The sequence below is a fragment of the Enterobacter cloacae complex sp. P24RS genome (assembly GCF_014982165.1).
In the GTDB taxonomy this organism is placed as follows: Bacteria; Pseudomonadota; Gammaproteobacteria; order Enterobacterales; family Enterobacteriaceae; genus Enterobacter; species Enterobacter quasihormaechei.
This window is the reverse complement of sequence record NZ_JADCKU010000016.1, coordinates 97,205-118,575: the sequence shown is the minus strand read 5'-3', so window position 1 is coordinate 118,575 and position 21,371 is coordinate 97,205. Positions and strand designations below refer to the sequence as shown.

The following is a 21,371-nucleotide window of genomic DNA, read 5'->3' as shown; positions in this document are numbered from 1 at the left end:
TGGCGAGAAGATCCGCTGGCGTATCGTTTTGCGGAACGGTACTGCACCAACGGGTTACTGATTACGATACGGTATTGGGGTTAAATACATTCATCCCTGAACCGGTCGCTGCGTGATACATTCCCATTGTTGTACTTATAATCCATACATATTTTGAATTATATTGTATGTAGTGGCCGCCTTTTGTGGTTGCACCGTCTTGTCCAAAGCCTCCACCCGCAGTGGTGTCTTGCTCCGCAAATTCAACCTGTACGGCAAGGCCGCCAAACTGGCCTAATTCGGCTCCATTTGTGTCAGATAACCCTTCTCGAGTCCTGTCCTGCACGGAGAAACCTACCGCACTGTGCCCCCCTTCTCCCGGAGCATAAGCGGCGAGAGAAGAGAGAGTCACCATTATTCTTGGATAAAGCTGCCTTACATATTTATATTTTCGCGGCTTACCTTCATCATCAAGCACAGGCGTACCGTCGCCATCAATAAGCGTGAGTTCCTGCTCCACTTTAGGACAGGTTTGCACAGGATAACGGAAACCGTTTTTATTACTGTCGATCGGGTCGGGAGCGTCAGCATCAGTCCCATAAGCAAAGTCACTGTATTTCTGATAAGCTGGCGGTTTTTCAGCATCCGGTATTTCGGTTCCATCAGCATTATGGTCTAAGTTTGTCCCATCTGATGTAGGGCCAGCGAAGTCCACAACGGGTGGCGTAACGAGTTCATAGGCATCGTAGAGCTGAGAGGGATAATCCAGGGCACCCAGCGGCCTCACAGTATCGACGGCAGGATCCCATGTGTTAATAATTTGATCGTTCAAAGGGTACTCTGAAACGATCGTCTCATTGTTTCGCCAGGTATCCGTCTTCGGTATTGGGTTGTTATTTTCATCAAACTGCAACCATCCGCCTTTACGTTCGAAAATGGCGACACGGGTCCCCGTATTTTCCATGACGATGTTCGATTCCAGCGTTCCCATCTGGTCACTGTTTCGGGTGCTATTCGGATCGGTCATGGTCAGGCTCATCACCGTGTCTTCTCCATGAGACCCCGTTCCGACATCATCGTCGTAGCACAATTTTACGCCACTATCCCCACGGGACCAGCACATCTTCCCGCCGGCATTGCCGCTGTTGCTGGAGTTATCGTTAGTATCAATGGTAAAACGCACGCCAAATTCATCTTTGGTGTATTGCTCCAGCGCGTCGAGGTTGCTGGCGATGCTGCTCAGTTCAACAGGCGTGGTTTTGTCTTGCTTACTCATTACCAGCTGCCAGTTGGACGAAGTGTTGGCGCGGTGCACAATCATGGCGTGCGAGACCGCGAAGCCGGATTTTGAGAACGCCTCGGAAAAATGGGGCGCATAGTCAGCGAAATGATAGTCGCTGTTCTTCTCTTCTTTTTTGAAGCGGACGATAACGTCCATACGATTGATGTCATTTTCGCGATCGGATTCTTCGCGCCCACCCGCAAAACCAATACGCTCGATCACCGCCGATGAGTTGGTTGCCACGTTGCGCATAAAGCACGGCAGGTACTCTTTCTCAAAAGCAAATTTTGATTTAAGCGACGTTTTACACTTCTCGCTTAAAAAGAGATAACGCTGTTGGTTAGCTTTATTGTTCTTATTACCCCAGAGATAATAGTTATCCACGCTTCCCGTATCGGTATCATTAATTTCATTTGTTATGCGGAAGTGGTAGTCGCCATACTCAGACTTCTCATTGCTGTAAAGCGGGTTGTCCATTTCCTGCTGATTCTCTGGTTCAAGCAGCGCAATGGTGTCATCATCAATAAAATTGAGCACCCCTTTCATCTCTTCAGCAAGGGCGTCAGCGACGTTCTGCTGAGCAATATTTTCGGCTTTGTTACGCGCATAATGGGTGTACATCACCATAATACCGCCTGAAATAGCCAGCACGATGATGATTTCCAGCAAGCTAAAGCCTGAATCCTTTCTGATGCGCATAGTTAAAAACCTTTTAGAACGATTAACAAAGCACCTCCGTATAAAGGAGGTGCTCACTAATATAATTACGCGTTCAGTAATTAATTATTTGCTACCGAAGATAACGCCGTTAATCGCACCGGCACCATCACATACATTTGTAGCAGTAATTTCATCAGCCTTGATTTCACCTGAAATCATAGTTTTCAGAATCGCACCAGACTTCGCAACACTCAGGTTTTTACCATCAATGTTCGCGACATCTTTACCAGCGTTAGCGCCATCCTTGATTGCTTCAACATAATCCCACTGGTTACCCATTTGAGAGATCAGGTTACGACATTCTTCGGTTTCCAGTCCGTTAACCACCAGGACGAATGCTTTGCTCTGAGAAGAAGTATCATCCAGTTTTGCATTACCTAACTGGAAAGCATCGTTAGAAATGCCGTTGAAAGATTCTTCTGGAGAGACTTTACCCAGTTTTACCAGAGTAACGATTGGAGCCTTACTGGCAGAAGCAGAAATTGAAGATTTAGTCAGACCCACAATGGTGTCTGATGCAGGATAGCTGCCTTCATCTTTAAACGCTTCCGCCATAGAAGTACGGATGCTGTTCGCGTTGTTCTGAATGTCAGACAGATCCTGTGCGGTAAATGCACGCTGCGCCAGAATAACAACGCCTGCTGCAATAACGCCGATAATACCCAGTACAATGATGATTTCAAGCAGGGTAACACCGCGCTGCTTTCTCATCTCCTGTAATTTCGCAGCCTTGCGATTCATGTTTCCTTTCAGTTTCCAAACCAAAGCGTTCATTCTATTTCCCTTTAAATTATATCCTCAAGACCCTTTCCTGAGAACTCACGCATTATAGGAACGTGCTTCACAGTTTTAAACCTGCGCCAATACACAATAGGAATAAATTTAGATTTAACGACGCAGCCCAGTAAAATACGTGACAGGGAAATAATCAAACATTATTGACTTAATAAAACATTAAGTAAAACTTAAAGAATTAAATCTGGAGGAGACAGACTTAATTATAATAACACCTAATAAGCAGACTAAACCTATATTTACTTGCGTGATGCATTTATTGAATTAATCATATATTAAATAACTATAGGTAAATAAAAAAAGGGCGAATCGTTCGCCCTCTTTTAAACGTGCTAAATCGCCTGATTACGCCGCTTTCACCGCATCTGCGATTCGATGCGCAAATTCGGTGACCTGCGCTTCATCCTCACCTTCCACCATTACGCGGATCAGCGGCTCCGTACCTGACTTACGCAGCAGGACGCGACCGCGGCTGCCAAGCGCAGCTTCAACGTCTGCCATCACCGCTTTCACGTTATCATTTTCCAGCGGATCGCCTTTACCGGCAGTAAAACGCACGTTCACCAGGATCTGCGGGAACATTTTCATGCCGCTGCAAAGGTCGTGCAGGCTCATGTGGTTACGCGCCATCGCGGCGACCACCTGAAGCGCCGCCACAATGCCGTCACCGGTGGTGGTTTTATCGAGCAGGATCACGTGGCCGGAATTTTCCGCGCCAATACGCCAGCCTTTCTCCTGGAGTTTTTCCAGCACGTAGCGGTCGCCCACTTTCGCGCGCACAAACGGAATACCCAGCTGTTTCAGCGCCAGCTCCAGACCCATATTGCTCATCAGCGTGCCCACCGCACCGCCGCGCAGTTGCCCCTGACGCAGGCCTTCACGGGCAATGATGTAGAGGATCTGATCGCCATCGACCTTATTACCTTCGTGGTCAACCATGATCACGCGGTCGCCGTCGCCGTCCAGGGCGATACCCAGATCGGCTTTTTCAGCCAGCACGCGCGCCTGCAAGGCACGCACGTCTGTCGCCCCGACTTCTTCGTTGATGTTCAGGCCGTCCGGCTCGCAGCCGATGGTGATCACTTTCGCGCCCAGCTCGCGGAAAACATTCGGCGCAATGTGGTAAGTCGCACCGTTTGCACAGTCCACCACAATTTTAAGGTGTGCCAGACTCAGTTCATTCGGGAAAGTGCCTTTGCAGAATTCAATGTAGCGGCCTGCGGCATCGACGATTCGGTTTGCTTTACCCAGCTCAGCGGAGTCGACACAGGTGATCTCTTTTTCCATTTCCGCTTCAATCGCCTCTTCTACGTCATCCGGCAGCTTGGTGCCGTCTATGGAGAAGAATTTGATACCGTTGTCATAAAACGGGTTATGAGAAGCTGAAATGACGATACCCGCTTCCGCACGGAAGGTACGGGTCAGATAGGCAACAGCAGGGGTCGGCATTGGACCCGTAAAGGAAGCTGAAAGCCCCGCCGCCGCCAGCCCGGCTTCCAGTGCGGACTCCAGCATATAGCCCGAAATACGGGTGTCTTTCCCAATAATGATCTTACGGGATCCATGACGCGCCAGTACCTTACCCGCCGCCCAGCCGAGCTTCAGGACAAAGTCAGGGGTAATTGGCGCATCGCCTACGCGCCCACGGATGCCATCGGTACCAAAATATTTACGATTACTCATAGCGTTTGTTTTCCTTCGCTGCCAGTGTGGCTTCCACCACACGCATGGCTTCTACTGTTTCTTTTACGTCATGGACACGAATGATGTGTGCACCTTGCATCGCGGCAATCACCGCGCAGGCCAGACTGCCGCTCAGACGTTCGCTCGGCCCAACATTCAGTAACTGACCAATCATCGATTTTCTCGACATTCCCACCAGCAGTGGCAGGCCGAACTGATGAAATTCTGATAAGCGCGCAAGCAACGCGTAATTGTGGGAGAGATTTTTACCGAAACCGAAGCCCGGGTCGAGCAGCAATTTCTCTTTTGCGATACCCGCACGTTCACAACGCTCGATATGCTCAATAAAGAAGCGGCTGACGTCAGCGAATACATCTTCATACCTTGGCGCCTCCTGCATCGTCTTCGGCTGCCCCTGCATATGCATCAGGCACACCGGTAGCCCGGTTTCCGCGGCAGCTTCAATCGCGCCCGGCTCGGTCAGCGAGCGGATATCATTGATAATGTGAGCGCCCACTCTCGCCACTTCACGGATCACTTCGGGTTTAGAGGTATCCACGGAGATCCACACTTCAAAGCGCTGGGCGATAGCTTCCACCACCGGCACCACGCGCGCCAGCTCTTCTTCCACCGAAACGTCCGCCGCGCCAGGCCGCGTTGATTCCCCGCCAACGTCAATGATAGTGGCACCCGCGTTGATCATTAAATTCGCGTGCTTAACCGCGTCGATGAGCGAGTTATGCGTGCCGCCGTCAGAGAAGGAATCAGGCGTGACGTTCAGGATCCCCATCACATGCGGATGTGAAAGGTCGAGATGCGAGTCCTGGGCGAAGAGTTTCATGGTGAATTCCCTGGAATTAATATGGTTAAACTGATAAGAAAAAACCCCGGAGCAAGCTCCAGGGTTTAAGGTACAGACAAACGCTTCAATAGCAGTGACTTACTTGTCGCCCAACTGCTCTGACATGGTGTTGCCCGGGTTTGGCGTACGTGGTTCATCGACCGGACGCGGCGCACGCGGGGTGCCATTGTTGTCAGAATTGTTAGACGCACCTGGGTCTTCCCAGCCTGCTGGCGGACGCACTTCGCGGCGAGCCATCAGGTCGTCAATCTGCGGAGCATCGATGGTCTCATATTTCATGAGCGCATCTTTCATCGAATGCAGGATGTCCATATTGTCGTTCAGGATCTGACGGGCGCGAGCGTAGTTACGTTCAATCAGCGCTTTCACTTCCTGGTCGATGATACGTGCCGTTTCATCGGACATATGTTTCGCTTTCGCCACTGAGCGGCCCAGGAACACTTCGCCCTCTTCCTCTGCATACAGCAGCGGACCGAGTTTGTCGGAGAAGCCCCACTGCGTCACCATGTTACGCGCCAGGTTTGTCGCCACTTTAATGTCGTTCGACGCACCGGTGGAAACATGTTCCGCACCGTAGATAATCTCTTCCGCCAGACGACCGCCGTACAGGGTTGAAATCTGGCTTTCCAGCTTCTGACGGCTGGCGCTGATCGCGTCGCCTTCAGGCAGGAAGAAGGTCACACCCAGTGCACGACCGCGCGGAATAATCGTTACCTTGTGGACCGGATCGTGTTCCGGCACCAGACGGCCAATAATCGCGTGACCTGCTTCGTGGTACGCCGTGGACTCTTTCTGCGCTTCCGTCATCACCATGGAGCGACGTTCCGCACCCATCATGATTTTGTCTTTCGCTTTCTCGAACTCCACCATGGACACCACGCGCTTGTTACCGCGAGCGGCGAACAGTGCAGCTTCGTTGACCAGGTTAGCCAGGTCTGCACCGGAGAAGCCTGGAGTACCGCGCGCAATGATAGCCGCGTCGATATCTGGCGCCAGCGGTACGCGACGCATGTGCACTTTCAGAATCTGTTCACGACCACGAACATCCGGCAGACCGACCACAACCTGACGGTCGAAACGGCCTGGACGCAGCAGCGCAGGGTCGAGGACGTCCGGACGGTTAGTTGCCGCGATAACGATAATACCTTCGTTACCTTCGAAGCCGTCCATCTCAACCAGCATCTGGTTCAGGGTCTGCTCACGCTCATCGTGTCCACCGCCCAGGCCTGCGCCACGCTGGCGGCCTACGGCGTCGATTTCATCGATGAAGATGATGCACGGTGCTGCTTTCTTGGCCTGCTCGAACATGTCACGCACACGAGATGCACCGACACCGACGAACATTTCAACAAAGTCAGAACCTGAAATAGTAAAGAACGGCACCTTCGCTTCGCCCGCGATGGCTTTCGCCAAAAGGGTTTTACCGGTACCCGGAGGGCCGACCATCAGGACGCCTTTCGGGATCTTACCGCCCAGTTTCTGGAAACGGCTCGGCTCGCGCAGGTATTCAACCAGTTCACCGACCTCTTCTTTCGCTTCGTCACAGCCTGCAACGTCCGCAAAAGTGGTCTTGATCTGGTCTTCCGTTAGCATACGCGCCTTGCTCTTACCGAACGACATGGCACCTTTGCCACCGCCGCCCTGCATCTGGCGCATAAAGAAGATCCAGACGCCAATAAGAAGCAGCATCGGGAACCAGGAAATGAAGATAGAAGCCAGGAGGCTTGGTTCTTCTGGCGGCTCGCCTACCACTTTGACGTTTTTGGTCAGAAGGTTATCAAGCAGCTTAGGATCGTTCACCGGGATGTAAGTCGTGTAACGGTTACTATCTTTCTTGGTAACGTTGATCTCACGTCCGTTGATACGCGCTTCGCGAACCTGGTCCTGATTGACCTCTTGCAGGAAGGTAGAATAATCCACCTTGCGGCCATTCGACTCGCTGGGCCCAAAGCTCTGGAATACTGACATCAGCACAACGGCAATGACCAGCCAGAGTATTAGGTTTTTCGCCATGTCACTCAAGGGATTAACCTCACATTACAACTGTGTTAAAAACAGCGTCAGGATACTCTATATCCAGTTTCATTCAAACTTTCGTCTGAAATCTCCCGGTTATCATTTTCGCCCGGTCGCTACAATATACACTTCACGGGAACGGGCCCGGGAAGAGTCCGGCTTACGAACTTTGACCTTCGCAAACAGGGAGCGAATTTCCTTAAGATACTCCTCGAAACCTTCGCCCTGAAACACCTTCACAACAAAACTACCACCAGGCGCTAGTACATCACGACACATTTCTAACGCTAGTTCCACCAGATACATGGCGCGGGGGATATCCACCGCCGGTGTTCCGCACATATTTGGTGCCATATCCGACATGACAACCTGGACCTTGCTGTCACCAACACGATCAAGTAATGCTTTAAGCACTAATTCATCACGAAAGTCGCCCTGAAGGAAGTCGACACCAACGATGGGATCCATTGGTAAAAGATCGCATGCGATGATTCGTCCCGTTCCGCCGATCTGCGTAACCGCATACTGAGACCATCCGCCAGGTGCCGCACCGAGGTCGACTACCGTCATTCCCGGTTTAAAAAGTTTGTCACTTTGCTGTATTTCATCAAGTTTAAACCAGGCGCGGGAACGCAACCCCTTTTTCTGCGCCTGTTGAACATATTTATCGCTAAAGTGTTCCTGAAGCCAGCGGCTGGAGCTGGCAGAACGCTTTTTACCTGTCATTTAACATTTCCGTCCTGGTTCATCGTTGCTTGCCTGTGACGTAAATTTCTACGCAGCTATTTGGCGATATTAGGGAGATGGCGGTAGAATGAACCGTTTTCAATCCCAACGTAAGCAAAAATATACGATGAATCTGAGTACTAAACAAAAACAGCACCTTAAAGGTCTGGCACATCCGCTCAAGCCTGTAGTGATGCTTGGCAACAATGGTTTGACCGAAGGGGTGCTTGCCGAGATTGAACAAGCGCTGGAACACCACGAGCTGATCAAGGTGAAAATCGCCTCTGAAGACAGAGACACTAAAAACCTGATCGTGGAAGCCATCGTGCGCGAAACCGGCGCCTGTAATGTACAGGTCATCGGTAAAACGCTGGTGCTCTATCGCCCATCTAAAGAGCGTAAAATCTCGCTGCCACGTTAAGGATATCCTGAATCAATCACATTTTCTGTGTGAAACGAGGGATTTCTTTCAGCAGGCGAGCAAAATGCCATGCTCCTTGAGTTGATAAAAGGCCGCTATGCGGCCTTTTTCTTTTCTTTACAATGTATCAACATCTTAGAAGAGAAGCGAATTACAGGTATTCAACCTTAATAATTTCGTATTCCACTTCGCCGCCCGGGGTGCGGATCGTCACAACATCGTCCTGCTCTTTGCCAATCAGGCCGCGAGCAATCGGGGAGTTCACCGAAATCAGGTTCTGTTTGAAGTCCGCTTCGTCATCACCCACGATGCGGTAGGTTTGTTCTTCGTCGTTGTCCAGATTCAGGACGGTGACGGTAGAGCCGAAGATCACGCGACCGTTGTTTGGCATTTTAGTGATATCGATAACCTGCGCATTGGACAGTTTCGCTTCGATATCTTTGATGCGCCCCTCGCAGAAGCCCTGCTGTTCACGCGCCGCGTGGTATTCAGCATTCTCTTTCAGGTCGCCATGCTCACGCGCATCCGCGATAGCGGCAATGATTTCAGGGCGACGTACGGATTTCAAAAAATCCAGCTCTTCGCGCAGTTTTTCGGCACCACGTAAGGTCATCGGAATAGCTTGCATTTGTTATACCTCTTAAACATTCCTGTTGGGAGCAGTGTTCCCTGCTCCAGCCCACCTGAACAGGCCAGAAGCAAAAAGAAAACCGACCCGGGAGCTACGCCCCAGGTCAGCAGCAATTTTTCAATTTGATACGCATTTTACCGCGAAGTTCACTATGGGTCATCGTTTACTTTACAGTGCCATGCACCGTAGTATGACGGTTTGTTTTCGGGTTGTTAGCGCGAGATTATGCGATTTTCCAGTTTTATCATCGGATTGACCACCAGTATAACGTTCACCGTTCAGGCCGCGAATGTTGATGAGTACATTAATCAGCTGCCCGCCGGCGCGAACCTTGCCCTGATGGTGCAGAAGGTTGGCGCGCAGGCCCGCGAGATTGACTATCACAGTCAACAGATGGCGCTGCCTGCGAGTACCCAGAAGGTGATCACTGCCCTCGCCGCCCTGCTCCAGCTCGGGCCTGACTTCCGTTTTACCACCACCCTTGAAACCAAAGGTAACGTCTCGGGCGGCGAACTGAAAGGCGATCTTATCGCCCGTTTTGGTGGCGATCCCACCTTTAAGCGCCAGGATGTCCGCAACATGGTGGCGGTACTGAAAAAATCCGGCGTGACAAAAATCGACGGTAACGTGCTGATCGACACCTCCATTTTCGCCAGCCACGATAAAGCGCCCGGCTGGCCGTGGAATGACATGACGCAGTGCTTTAGCGCCCCGCCAGCCGCCGCAATCGTCGACCGTAACTGCTTCTCCGTTTCGCTTTACAGCGCGCCTAAGCCCAATGACTTAGCGTTTATTCGCGTTGCCTCATACTACCCGGTCACGATGTTCAGCCAGGTACGGACGCTGGCGAAAGGCTCCCCGGAGGCGCAGTATTGCGAGCTGGACGTGGTACCGGGCGATCTCAACCGCTATACGCTCACCGGCTGCCTGACCCAGCGGGCTGACCCGCTGCCGCTGGCCTTCGCCATTCAGGACGGCGCGGGCTATGCCGGGGCCATTTTCAAAGACGAACTGAAGCAGGCGGGTATCACCTACACCGGGACGCTGCTGCGCCAGACGCAGGTGAATGAGCCAGGCACGGTGATCGCCAGCAAACAGTCTGCGCCACTGCATGATTTGCTTAAGATTATGCTGAAAAAGTCGGATAACATGATTGCCGACACAGTGTTCCGCATGATTGGGCACGCGCGCTTTGGCGTGCCGGGCACCTGGCGGGCCGGTTCTGACGCCGTACGTCAGATCCTGCGCCAGCAGGCGGGTATCGATCTGGGCAATACGATCGCCGTCGATGGTTCCGGTTTATCGCGCCATAACCTGATCTCGCCGGCAACCATGATGCAGGTATTGCAGTACATCGCTCAGCATGACGCTGAGCTAAACTTTATCACAATGCTGCCGCTGGCCGGACACGACGGTTCACTTCAGTACCGTGCGGGGCTTCACGCTGCGGGCGTGGACGGCAAAGTGTCAGCCAAAACGGGTTCCTTGCAGGGTGTTTACAACCTTGCCGGTTTCATCACGACAGCCAGCGGGCAACGCATGGCATTTGTGCAGTATCTCTCCGGGTATGCCGTCGAACCGGCCGACCAGCGCAATCGTCGTATTCCACTGGTGCGTTTCGAAAGCAGGCTCTACAAAGACATCTATCAAAACAACTGATGTTCACGGTGGCCTGCTGCCAGGCAGGCCACCGCCTCGCACTATTTCTTGTTGGTCTGAATCACAGGCACGACTTTCACCTCAATGAGACCGATACCTATCTTTCTGGCCGGGGAGGTGTACATTTGTCCCAATACGCTGCCTTCACGGCTGAGCGTCGGCTCAGGCGGAGTAATCATAATTAAACGCGAGTACGAATCCCCTTTAAAGCGAAGCGTAACGCGGGTCGGCTTTTCACCGAAGCGCGCATACTGCGTCTGCTCGCCGATCTTCACCGCTACCGGTGCATCAATATTTTTGCCATACGCTTTTGCTTCAATCTCAACGTCAAATTCGGGCACAAACGGGGCTTTATACAGCAACAATATCGACGGCGACGTCAGTGCATCTGACCATCGTCCCCAGGGCTCCTGTCGTCCTAGCCCCATCACGTTTTCGATGAAAAGAGGTAGCCCGTCGAGGTTGAACTTGTAGGTATCTGAAACATAACGGATCTCATCGGGATTCATCTTCAGCAGCCCTTGCTCACGCTGATACGTCGCTGAATTCGTGGGACCATCATCACTGCTAACGTTGCCCTCGTATTGTTCATCCATTACCTCCTCGACTGTCACCTTTCCCCCGGCTTTGCCTTGCGTGACGCACCATTTTTCAGAAAGCGAAAGATCGTTACGCCACAGCGTTGCGGGGCGAAAACATTTATCGACCCACAGGAAACGTTCGCCTTCGGGTAAAAATGCCAGGGATTGTCTTAGCGATAGAGTTCTGCTGCTATCGTCAATAACCGGTAATACCTCATTCGGTTTTATATCAATCAAAATCGGCAAACTATAGGTGTGACCGCTAAATGAAATCTCATTCTTACGCGTATCCAGCGTAAAACGATCGATGCGATCCGGGATCCCCCACAGGCCTCGAATGCTGCCCCCCCAGGCATAAAGTTTATTCTTAAATTCCGGTATAGTTTCGGTGAGCGATTTTTCACTGGCGGAGCTTCGTCCTAGCCCTATTTTCGTTCCACCACCGAGCAGATCCAGGACTGTCGCGCCATTATCAAGCGTGCTCCTTGGCTGCGACTTAATTTCGGCTTTTATCTTTGGTCCAAGCACAAAAAACAGATCCCGGCGTTCAAGCTTATTAAGATAGTCCACGGAAACCGCTGTGCTGGGCATTGCTAGGTGATCCGACGAAAGCACAACGATCGTATTGCTGGCCCATGGCGAAGACTGGATCCGCTGTACAAAGCGTGCAATATTTTCCTGACTACACAATACGGCACTTAGCGCATCAACCTTATGGCCTTCGATGGAATAACTGTTCTGACGACATCCTGGAGAAATGTAGCCTCTTGGAGGATGCGTATCGACCGTGAGTGCAAAAAGCGCAAAACGCTGCCCCGAGGAGGACAGTTCACTGAACTTTTCCCAGGCTTTATCCATAACAACACTGTCATACAGGCCCCAGTTATTCTGCACATCAAAATTATCCTTCAGCCCCGATTCGGTTAACCCCCAGGCATGCTTAATGCCATGCACTTTAAAGAAGGCATCTTTATCCGCGAAGTGAAGGTTGGCCCCCTGGTAGAAATAGGTTTCATATCCTGACTCGCTGAGTATATCACCCAGACATTTGCTCTCAGGATAAAAGCTCGTCACCGTATTCTGGCCATTAAACGCAGTGGGCTTAAAGAGTGGTAATCCGCACTGCGAGGCTACAATCCCCGCAATGGTGAAATCGGTGGCGGGCATTTGAAAAGTATTAGAAAAGTCCAAGCTCATGGACCTATGTTTATCCAAATCAGGAAGCAGATTGGGAAAAACATGTTGATCAAAATAGGTCCGTTCCAGACTTTCGCCATAGATATAGACTAAATTATATTTTGGATTTTCAATAATGCCGGGTTGATTAAAATAGTACTGATTAAAGTCCGAACCATCTATTTTCGTCGTCATCAGCGTATTACCGCTAAGCTGAGAGAAAGCCGGTGAGATAAACAGCGCGAGGGCGCTACAGCAAACAGAAAATAGCGTAAATATCCAGCTTTGCTTACCGTCTGATTGACCACGAAAGAGAATACGATGGATGATAACAATAATCACTGCACATAAGACTAATGCAAATAAAGATGGCCAGATGTAATCACTTATTTCACCGCCTTCCATTGTTGTCGTTAGCGTGTAAAGCACAGATTCATTAACACCATCGCCGGTAAAATACTGGCAGACAACCCAAAAGCCATCCAGAAACACCGAACCAACGGTCATAACGAATATGAACAGGGACAGATAAGCGTTTTGATAAGATTTAAACCGATACAACGCTGTTGCAAAAACCATGCAACTCACTGAAAAGATTAATAAATAGAGTGAATCCATTCTCTTACTCGTTAATTGTAAAACGTCAGTGGCAGAGACGTGATGAGTACAAGAGCAGCATTATAACTTTTGCTATAACTTCTCCCTATTTAATAAAATTTAATTAGGAATATATTAAGGATTACAAACGACAGAGGATAAGGGTGTACGCCTGAACCTTGCTTTCTGCCATAATCATTTCAGTAAAAGGACACGGGCTCGGAAGAACAGAGATGAAACTCCTTATCGTTGAAGACGATTTGTTATTACAGGAAGGGCTTGCGCTCGCGATGGCTAATGAAGGCTATGCGCTTGACTGTGCCGCCACGGCTGTGGAAGCTGACGCGCTGATCCAGAGCGGAGAATACAGCTTGGTGATCCTGGATTTAGGCCTGCCAGATAAAGACGGCGCGACCCTGCTCTGCCAGTGGCGTCGTCGCGGAGTGGAGAATCCCGTATTGATTCTTACCGCCCGCGATGCCATTGAAGACAGAATTAACGGGCTGGATTCCGGCGCTGACGATTATCTGGTAAAACCCTTCGCCCTTGCCGAGCTACAGGCGCGCGTACGGGCACTGATTCGGCGCTATCAGGGCCACAGCGACAACCTGCTGACGGACGGAGATATCACCCTTAATCTGCAAACCCAGCAGGTGCTTCGCCAGTCTCAGCCTGTGGAAGTGACGCCAAAAGAGTTCGCTCTGCTGACGCGCCTGATCATGCGCAGCGGGCAGACCGTGCACCGTGAGACGCTGCAACAGGACATCTACTCCTGGCAGGACGATCCGGGTTCAAACACGCTTGAAGTGCACATTCATAATCTGCGGCGCAAGCTCGGTAAAGATCGTATCAAAACCGTACGCGGCGTGGGTTACCGTCTGGAGAGCCAGAAATGAACAGTATGCGCCGGCGATTAATGGTGTTGCTGGCGGTGATACTGCTCTTTTTTCAACTGATTAGCGTGGTGTGGCTGTGGCATGAGAGCCGCGAACAAATCGGTTTTCTGGTGAACGAAACGTTGTCTGCAAAAGCGCGCAACAACCATGTTGAAAAAGAGATCCGCGAAGCCATTGCCTCTCTGCTGGTCCCTTCTCTGGTGATGGTCGGTTTTACCCTGTTTTTCTCATTCTGGGCAGTCACCTGGATCACCCGGCCACTCAACCAACTTCGCGCCAGCCTTGCGAACCGCTCGGCGGATAATCTGACTCCCCTGCCGATGTATTCGGATATGGAAGAGATAGGCGCAGTAACTGCGTCGCTGAACCAACTGCTCGCCCGGCTGGACCATACTATCCAGCAGGAACGCCTGTTCACCGCCGATGCGGCGCATGAGTTACGAACGCCGCTTGCGGGGATCAGGCTTCATCTGGAGCTGATGACCCAGTCCGGTTCTCCGCAGGCCACGCCACTCATAAGCCGTATCGACCAGCTGATGCATACGGTAGAACAGCTGCTGATGCTGGCGCGTGCCGGACAGGCGATGGCCAGCGGCCATTACGATACCGTGAACTGGACAGAGACTATTATTGCCCCGCTCAGACTGGAGCATGAAGCTAAAGAGCATACGGTGATATGGCCTGCTGAAAGCACGCTGACGGTGCAGGGAGATGCCGTTCTGTTACGTCTGATGTTAAGGAACCTTCTGGAGAATGCCGTCCGCTACAGCCCGGCAGGCACAACCATTGAAGTGGCATTAACGGCGATGGAAGGCGGTACCCGGGTCAGCGTTACCGATCAGGGGCCGGGTATAGATGAGGCGCACCGACAGTCGATTACCGAACCGTTCCGCCGTCTCGACCAGCGCTACGGTGGCAGCGGCCTTGGGCTGAGCATTGTACAGCGTATCGTGCAGCTCCATCATGGTCATTTAACGCTGGTAAACGGTGCTGAGGGCGGCTTAATCGCCAGCTGCTGGCTACCCGCGAAGATAGGATAAAAAAAAGCCCCGTAAGGGGCTTTATGCAGGGCTTAGTGCTTGTAAATGAACTCGACGCCTTCTTCGTCGTCTTCATCCCAGTCATCGTCCCAGTCTTCATCATCTTCTTCCGCCTCCAGCTCTTCGAGCTGCTGGCGGTGGTAGTCATCCCACATGAATTCGACTTTTTCAGGCTGTTTCGCTTCTTCTGCCTGAACAACCGGATTCTCGATGATAAAGGTCATTACATCCCAGCAGAGTTCTTTCACGCCAACCTGGCTGGCGGCAGAGATCAGATAGTACTTATCTTCCCAGCCCATCGCTTCGGCAATCGCTTTTGCCTTCGCTTCAGCTTCCGCTTTGTCCATCAGGTCGATCTTGTTGAACACCAGCCAGCGTGGTTTTTCCGCCAGTTTTTCACTGTATTTTTCAAGCTCGCCGATAATGATACGGGCGTTTTCAACCGGATCGGAACCGTCGATCGGATCGATGTCGATGAGGTGCAACAGTACGCGGCAACGCTCAAGGTGCTTCAGGAAGCGAATACCCAGACCGGCGCCTTCTGCCGCCCCTTCAATCAGACCTGGAATGTCAGCTACCACAAAGCTCTTTTCGTTATCCATACGAACAACGCCCAGGCTCGGCACCAGCGTAGTAAACGGATAGTCCGCCACTTTTGGTTTCGCCGCAGACACTGCACGGATAAACGTTGATTTACCGGCGTTTGGCATACCCAGCATACCTACGTCTGCCAACAGCATCAGTTCAAGTTGCAGGTCGCGCTTATCGCCCGGGGTACCCATCGTTTTCTGACGCGGGGTACGGTTAACGGACGATTTGAAACGGCTGTTACCCAGACCGTGCCAGCCGCCTTTCGCCACCATCAGGCGCTGACCGTGTTTGGTCATATCACCCATGGTTTCGCCCGTGCCCTGATCGATGACACGCGTACCCACCGGCACTTTGATCGTCACGTCTTTACCGCGTTTACCGGTACAGTCGCGGCTCTGGCCGTTCTGGCCACGCTCGGCGCGGAAAGATTTTTCGAAACGGTAGTCGATCAGCGTGTTGAGGTTTTCATCCGCCTCCAGCCACACGTCACCGCCGTCACCGCCGTCACCGCCGTCAGGACCGCCACGAGGAATATATTTTTCACGGCGGAAGCTTACACAACCGTTACCGCCATCACCTGCCACGACCAGAATCGTCGCTTCATCAACAAACTTCATTTTACTCTCCGTAACTCATTCGCCTGAGCGGGGGACTATTACAACCGCTTCATTTTTGCGCCAACGTCCCCAGAGACGATGACCAATGGCGGAATACATCGCGCCCGCAACCACGACAAACGCACCGAGATAACCCAACAGGTTGAGCATCGGCTTGACGAAGACATCGGGCCAGGCCATTGATAACAAATCTGAAAATAACAGCGTAAACAGCGGGGTAAGCGTGATTAGGGCGCTCACCTGTGCTGCCTGCCAGCGCGCCATAGATTCCGCCAGCGCGCCATAACCAACCAGCGTATTCAGCCCACAAAAAATGAGGCACGCCAGTTGCCAGTCGCTGAGCTGGGTAATCACACCCGGCTTCGCTAACGGCAATAATGCCAGTGTACACAAAGTGTACAGCAAAAAGAGGATCTGCTGTGAGGCAAGACGGCGCAATAACACCTTTTGCGCGACGCCATAACTCACCCAGACCGTTGCTGCACCCACCCCGAAAATGACACCCCAGGTGTAATCCGTCAGGCGGGTAAAAATCTCGATCAGGCTGGTGTTAAAGAACATCACCAGACCGCAAAGCAGCATGCTTGCTCCGATGATCTGCGTACCGCGCATCTTCTCCTTAAGGATAAAGACGCTGGCGACCATCATGCCGACCGGTGAAAGTTGCCCAATCACCTGCGACGCTGTAGGGCTAAGATATTGCAGGGAGGAGCTGAACAGAATGAAGTTCCCGAACAGACCGCCCGTCGCGATAGCCAGTAATACCAGCCAGCGCGGTTTTCGGAAGATGCGCAGCGGTGGCAGCTTACCTTTGACGGCCAGAATGGCGCCCAGGCCAATGCTTGCCATCAGGAAGCGATAAAACACCACCGTAGGCGGTTCCATCACTTCCAGTACCTGCTTCATTGCAATTGGCAGCGCACCCCAGCACATTGCGGTAGTGAGCGCCAAAAGAATACCAATGCCGGCCTGCTGCTTCATGCCCGTTTTCCCTACAGAAAATTTTCCGGGTTTCCAATGTAAAAAGCCCCGCAACACGTTGCGGGGCTTTAATCCGTTACCGGACCGAGAAAACCTTACTCAGCAACGATGCTGATGTATTTACGGTTGTTCGGGCCTTTAACTTCAAATTTCACTTTACCGTCTGCTTTAGCAAACAGAGTGTGGTCACGACCGCAACCTACGTTGGTACCCGCGTGGAACTTGGTGCCACGCTGACGAACGATGATGCTACCCGCCAGAACGGATTCGCCACCGAAACGCTTAACGCCCAGGCGTTTAGCTTCTGAATCGCGACCGTTACGTGTGGAGCCGCCAGCCTTTTTATGTGCCATTTAAATCTCTCCTCAGGTCTTAGGCGCTGATGCCAGTAATTTTCACATCAGTGAACCACTGACGGTGGCCCTGCTGCTTACGATAGTGTTTACGACGACGAAACTTAACGATTTTAACTTTCTCGCCACGACCGTGAGCAACAACTTCAGCTTTGATAACGCCGCCATCAACGAAAGGAACGCCGATTTTGACTTCTTCACCGTTTGCGATCATCAGAACTTCTGCGAACTCAACAGATTCGCCAGTTGCGATGTCCAGCTTTTCCAGGCGAACGGTCTGACCTTCGCTTACTCGGTGTTGTTTACCACCACTTTGGAAAACCGCGTACATATAAACTCCGCTTCCGCGCACATCCTCGTATGATTCAGAGTGCGCTATAAATATTCACAATAGGGCGCGAATATTACGCAAAACGCGAGCCTTTGACAAGTGCTACCATCAATACATGAAGAAAAAAAACACAACACGTACGGTAACGTTTATCTGAGCCGTTTTTTCAGTACAATCAGCAATACTATTTATAAACCGAAACCCTTTGTGTACCCATCTCGTGTGGGATAAACAGGATAAAAAGCCCGGCTTTTGCGATGAATTTAGAAAAAATCAATGAGTTAACCGCGCAAGATATGGCGGGTGTGAATGCAGCAATCCTGGAGCAACTCAACTCTGACGTTCAGCTGATCAATCAGTTGGGCTATTACATCGTCAGCGGCGGCGGTAAACGTATTCGTCCAATGATTGCCATTCTGGCCGCACGCGCGGTTGGCTATCAGGGGAACGCCCACGTCACAATCGCGGCGCTGATCGAATTTATCCACACCGCCACCCTGCTTCACGACGATGTTGTGGATGAATCAGACATGCGTCGGGGTAAAGCCACCGCCAACGCCGCGTTTGGTAATGCGGCAAGCGTTCTGGTCGGGGATTTTATCTATACCCGCGCTTTCCAGATGATGACCAGCCTTGGCTCGCTGAAGGTGCTGGAAGTGATGTCAGAAGCGGTGAACGTTATCGCTGAAGGCGAAGTCCTACAGTTGATGAACGTTAACGACCCGGACATCACCGAAGAAAACTACATGCGGGTGATTTACAGCAAGACCGCACGTCTGTTTGAAGCCGCCGCGCAGTGCTCCGGGATTCTGGCAGGCTGTAGCGAAGCGCAGGAAAAAGGGCTTCAGGACTATGGCCGCTATCTCGGTACCGCATTCCAGCTGATTGATGATTTGCTGGACTACAGCGCGGATGGCGAAACGCTCGGTAAAAACGTCGGTGATGACCTGAACGAAGGCAAGCCAACGTTGCCGCTGCTCCACGCGATGCACAATGGCACACCGGATCAGGCGAAAATGATCCGCGAGGCTATCGAGCAGGGAAATGGTCGCCATCTTCTGGAACCGGTACTGGAAACAATGGCAATCTGTGGCTCCCTGGAATGGACGCGTCAGCGTGCAGAAGAAGAAGCAGACAAAGCCATCGCCGCCATTCAGGTCATTCCTGACAGCCCATGGCGTGATGCGCTAATCGGCCTCGCGCACATCGCCGTCCAGCGCGATCGTTAATCCCCTCCTCGTCTCCCTGCGCTCCGCAGGGAGATTCCAGTACGCACCAGTAAATTACATTTCCGTGTAAGCTCATCAGGTTACAGGCCGCATGTATAAAGCCATGCCTTATTCTGAATATTGCTTCTCGTAACATGAACTTTTTAGAACAGATGTTCTAAGTGAGTATAGTAATGCTGTCTTTTCACACGAAAAGGCGTGGACGATAACGAACACAAGGACAGCATTATGGATACAAAATTCATCGACTGGCATTCTGCTGATATTATTGCGGCACTGCGTAAAAAAGGGACATCGCTGGCTGCCGAATCACGTCGCAACGGGTTGAGCTCGTCGACGCTGGCAAATGCACTGACCCGCCCATGGCCGAAGGGGGAGCTGATTATCGCGAGAGCGCTGGATACGCATCCGTGGGTGATATGGCCGTCACGCTACCACGATCCCATTACCCATGAATTTATCGACAGAACGCGCATGATGCGTCAGAGCAAAACGAAGAAAGCACATCAGGACTGATGCACCGGGATTTACAGGAACAGCAATCCCCCGGCCTGTTCTGGCAGGGGGGTGCCGGAACGATTACTCGCCCTTCACACGCTCGATATTCGCACCCAGCGCGCGCAGTTTGTCTTCAATGCGCTCGTAACCACGGTCGATGTGGTAGATACGATCGACAACGGTAGTCCCTTCCGCAATACACCCTGCCAGTACCAGACTCGCAGACGCGCGCAGATCGGTCGCCATCACCTGCGCACCGGACAGTTTTTCAACGCCGTGACAGATGACCGTGTTGCTTTCAATCTCAGCATGCGCTCCCATACGGATCAGCTCCGGGACATGCATGAAACGGTTTTCGAAGATGGTTTCCGTGATGAAGCCCGTGCCTTCGGCCACCAGGTTCAGCAGCGTGAACTGCGCCTGCATATCCGTCGGGAAGGCCGGGTGTGGCGCAGTGCGCACGTTAACAGCTTTAGGACGCTGCCCGTGCATATCCAGGCTTATCCAGTCTTCACCGATTTCAATGTCCGCGCCCGCATCGCGCAGCTTCGCCAGCACCGCATCCAGGGTATCCGGCTGTGCGTTGCGGCAGACAATCTTACCGCCAGAAATGGCCGCCGCCACCAGGAAGGTCCCGGTTTCGATACGGTCTGGCAGGACGCGGTACACGCCGCCACCCAGACGCTCAACGCCTTCGATGGTAATACGGTCCGTGCCCTGCCCGCTGATCTTCGCACCCAGTGCGACCAGGAAATTCGCGGTGTCCACGATTTCCGGTTCACGCGCGGCGTTTTCAATGATGGTAGTGCCTTCTGCCAGCGTAGCAGCCGACATGATGGTCACCGTTGCGCCCACGCTCACTTTGTCCATGACAATGTGCGCGCCTTTCAGACGACCATTGACGGACGCTTTCACGTAGCCTTCTTCCAGCTTGATCTCCGCGCCCAGCTTTTCCAGGCCAAAGATATGCAGATCGACGGGACGCGCGCCGATAGCACATCCGCCCGGGAGTGAAACCTGACCCTGACCGAAACGCGCCACCAGCGGCCCAAGGGCCCAGATGGAAGCACGCATGGTTTTCACCAGCTCATACGGTGCTGAGAAGTTGTTCACGTTGCTGGCATCGATCCAGACGGAACCGTTACGCTCCACTTTGGTGCCCAACTGGCCGAGCAACTTCATGGTCGTGTCGATATCTTTCAGCTTCGGTACGTTCTGGATCTCTACCGGCTCTTCTGCGAGCAGCGCAGCGAAAAGAATGGGCAGCGCGGCGTTTTTAGCGCCAGAAATTGTGACTTCGCCCTGGAGACGCGTGGGTCCCTGTACACGAAATTTATCCATTGTTTGCTCTCTTATAAATTCAACCGTGCTGCGGGCGCTTCGCCCCCAGCTCAAAAACCGTTTAGTTTGCGATCGCGTGCCCACTCCTGTGGGGTGAACGCTTTAATCGACAGGGCGTGAATGCGGTTGTCCGCAATGTATTCCATCAGCGGCGCATACACAGCCTGCTGTTTTTTCACGCGACTCATTCCGTCGAACATCTCACCCACAGCAATAACCTGGAAGTGACTGCCATCGCCAGAGACGTGGGCTTCCTGAAGGGAGAGTGCATTCATCAGCACAGTCTGGATTTCATTATTTTCCATGGGGTCTACATCATCTGATAGTGAAAACAAGCCCAACATCTTAGAGCAAAGTGGCGCGGTC

The 21,371-nt window shown here is 52.1% G+C and carries 20 protein-coding genes; 6 read left to right on the top strand and 14 right to left on the bottom strand.

Going from position 1 to position 21,371, the window contains the following annotated elements:
* Nucleotides 1-61: 61 nt before the first annotated feature.
* The 6 genes from INF58_RS16925 to rlmE all read right to left on the bottom strand — a co-directional run bounded on the left by INF58_RS16925 (nt 62) and on the right by rlmE (nt 8,063).
* Complete coding sequence (locus INF58_RS16925; RefSeq protein WP_193528149.1) at nt 62-1,960, bottom strand: type II secretion system protein; 1,899 nt, start codon at nt 1,958-1,960, stop codon at nt 62-64.
* Nucleotides 1,961-2,044: 84 nt separating this feature from the next.
* Nucleotides 2,045-2,755, bottom strand: coding sequence for a type IV pilus major pilin (locus INF58_RS16920; RefSeq protein WP_193038091.1), 711 nt, complete (start codon nt 2,753-2,755; stop codon nt 2,045-2,047).
* Nucleotides 2,756-3,121: 366 nt separating this feature from the next.
* Nucleotides 3,122-4,459, bottom strand: a complete 1,338-nt coding sequence (gene glmM / locus INF58_RS16915) for a phosphoglucosamine mutase (RefSeq protein ID WP_006812119.1) — start codon at nt 4,457-4,459, stop codon at nt 3,122-3,124.
* Nucleotides 4,452-5,300, bottom strand: coding sequence for a dihydropteroate synthase (folP, locus tag INF58_RS16910; protein ID WP_193037532.1), 849 nt, complete (start codon nt 5,298-5,300; stop codon nt 4,452-4,454). The genes glmM and folP overlap by 8 nt, the downstream gene beginning before the upstream one ends.
* Before the next feature lie 99 nt (nt 5,301-5,399).
* Nucleotides 5,400-7,334 (bottom strand): ATP-dependent zinc metalloprotease FtsH, encoded by a 1,935-nt coding sequence (gene ftsH / locus INF58_RS16905; RefSeq protein WP_003861810.1) that lies wholly within the window; start codon nt 7,332-7,334, stop codon nt 5,400-5,402.
* A gap of 102 nt (nt 7,335-7,436) precedes the next feature.
* Nucleotides 7,437-8,063 (bottom strand): 23S rRNA (uridine(2552)-2'-O)-methyltransferase RlmE, encoded by a 627-nt coding sequence (gene rlmE / locus INF58_RS16900; protein WP_003861812.1) that lies wholly within the window; start codon nt 8,061-8,063, stop codon nt 7,437-7,439.
* A 127-nt stretch (nt 8,064-8,190) separates the two neighbouring features.
* Here rlmE and yhbY point away from each other — a divergent pair, with 127 nt between their 5' ends.
* Nucleotides 8,191-8,484 carry a ribosome assembly RNA-binding protein YhbY gene (gene yhbY / locus INF58_RS16895; protein WP_003861814.1) on the top strand — a complete coding sequence of 98 codons (294 nt, stop codon included), beginning with the start codon at nt 8,191-8,193 and terminating at the stop codon, nt 8,482-8,484.
* A 151-nt stretch (nt 8,485-8,635) separates the two neighbouring features.
* On the opposite strand, the gene greA is transcribed toward yhbY, so the two are convergent.
* Nucleotides 8,636-9,112 (bottom strand): transcription elongation factor GreA, encoded by a 477-nt coding sequence (gene greA / locus INF58_RS16890; protein WP_014171793.1) that lies wholly within the window; start codon nt 9,110-9,112, stop codon nt 8,636-8,638.
* Nucleotides 9,113-9,340: 228 nt separating this feature from the next.
* On the opposite strand from greA, the gene dacB reads away from it, so the two are divergent.
* Complete coding sequence (gene dacB / locus INF58_RS16885) at nt 9,341-10,774, top strand: serine-type D-Ala-D-Ala carboxypeptidase (protein ID WP_193528148.1); 1,434 nt, start codon at nt 9,341-9,343, stop codon at nt 10,772-10,774.
* Nucleotides 10,775-10,815: 41 nt separating this feature from the next.
* Here the strand turns inward: dacB and opgB are convergent, their stop codons facing one another.
* Nucleotides 10,816-13,149, bottom strand: a complete 2,334-nt coding sequence (opgB, locus tag INF58_RS16880; protein WP_193528147.1) for a phosphatidylglycerol--membrane-oligosaccharide glycerophosphotransferase — start codon at nt 13,147-13,149, stop codon at nt 10,816-10,818.
* 212 nt (nt 13,150-13,361) lie between these two features.
* Between opgB and pmrA the strand changes: the two genes are divergently transcribed.
* Together pmrA and pmrB are read left to right on the top strand one after the other, a co-directional pair.
* Nucleotides 13,362-14,024 carry a two-component system response regulator PmrA gene (gene pmrA, locus INF58_RS16875; RefSeq protein ID WP_193528146.1) on the top strand — a complete coding sequence of 221 codons (663 nt, stop codon included), beginning with the start codon at nt 13,362-13,364 and terminating at the stop codon, nt 14,022-14,024.
* Nucleotides 14,021-15,064, top strand: coding sequence for a two-component system sensor histidine kinase PmrB (gene pmrB / locus INF58_RS16870; RefSeq protein ID WP_193528145.1), 1,044 nt, complete (start codon nt 14,021-14,023; stop codon nt 15,062-15,064). Before pmrA ends, pmrB begins: the two co-directional genes overlap by 4 nt.
* Before the next feature lie 32 nt (nt 15,065-15,096).
* Here pmrB and cgtA read toward each other — a convergent pair whose 3' ends face one another.
* From cgtA to rplU, 4 genes are all read right to left on the bottom strand, one after another.
* Nucleotides 15,097-16,272 (bottom strand): Obg family GTPase CgtA, encoded by a 1,176-nt coding sequence (gene cgtA, locus INF58_RS16865; protein WP_063451039.1) that lies wholly within the window; start codon nt 16,270-16,272, stop codon nt 15,097-15,099.
* 15 nt (nt 16,273-16,287) lie between these two features.
* A complete protein-coding gene (locus tag INF58_RS16860; RefSeq protein WP_193528144.1) occupies nt 16,288-17,253 on the bottom strand; it encodes a DMT family transporter in 966 nt (321 codons plus the stop codon).
* 95 nt (nt 17,254-17,348) lie between these two features.
* Nucleotides 17,349-17,606 carry a 50S ribosomal protein L27 gene (gene rpmA, locus INF58_RS16855; RefSeq protein WP_003861831.1) on the bottom strand — a complete coding sequence of 86 codons (258 nt, stop codon included), beginning with the start codon at nt 17,604-17,606 and terminating at the stop codon, nt 17,349-17,351.
* Nucleotides 17,607-17,625: 19 nt separating this feature from the next.
* Nucleotides 17,626-17,937: a 50S ribosomal protein L21 gene (gene rplU / locus INF58_RS16850; RefSeq protein ID WP_003025032.1), complete on the bottom strand. Its 312-nt coding sequence runs from the start codon at nt 17,935-17,937 to the stop codon at nt 17,626-17,628.
* Between the two features lie 257 nt (nt 17,938-18,194).
* On the opposite strand from rplU, the gene ispB reads away from it, so the two are divergent.
* Nucleotides 18,195-19,166: an octaprenyl diphosphate synthase gene (gene ispB, locus INF58_RS16845; RefSeq protein ID WP_193528143.1), complete on the top strand. Its 972-nt coding sequence runs from the start codon at nt 18,195-18,197 to the stop codon at nt 19,164-19,166.
* Between the two features lie 228 nt (nt 19,167-19,394).
* Entirely contained in the window at nt 19,395-19,682 is a 288-nt protein-coding gene (sfsB, locus tag INF58_RS16840) for a DNA-binding transcriptional regulator SfsB (protein WP_063451240.1), read from the top strand.
* 63 nt (nt 19,683-19,745) lie between these two features.
* Here the strand turns inward: sfsB and murA are convergent, their stop codons facing one another.
* Together murA and ibaG are read right to left on the bottom strand one after the other, a co-directional pair.
* The gene (murA, locus tag INF58_RS16835; protein ID WP_006812128.1) at nt 19,746-21,005 is read right to left on the bottom strand and encodes a UDP-N-acetylglucosamine 1-carboxyvinyltransferase; all 1,260 of its coding nucleotides are present in this window, start codon (nt 21,003-21,005) and stop codon (nt 19,746-19,748) included.
* Between the two features lie 50 nt (nt 21,006-21,055).
* Entirely contained in the window at nt 21,056-21,310 is a 255-nt protein-coding gene (gene ibaG / locus INF58_RS16830) for a BolA family iron metabolism protein IbaG (protein WP_003861840.1), read from the bottom strand.
* Between the last annotated feature and the right edge of the window lie 61 nt (nt 21,311-21,371).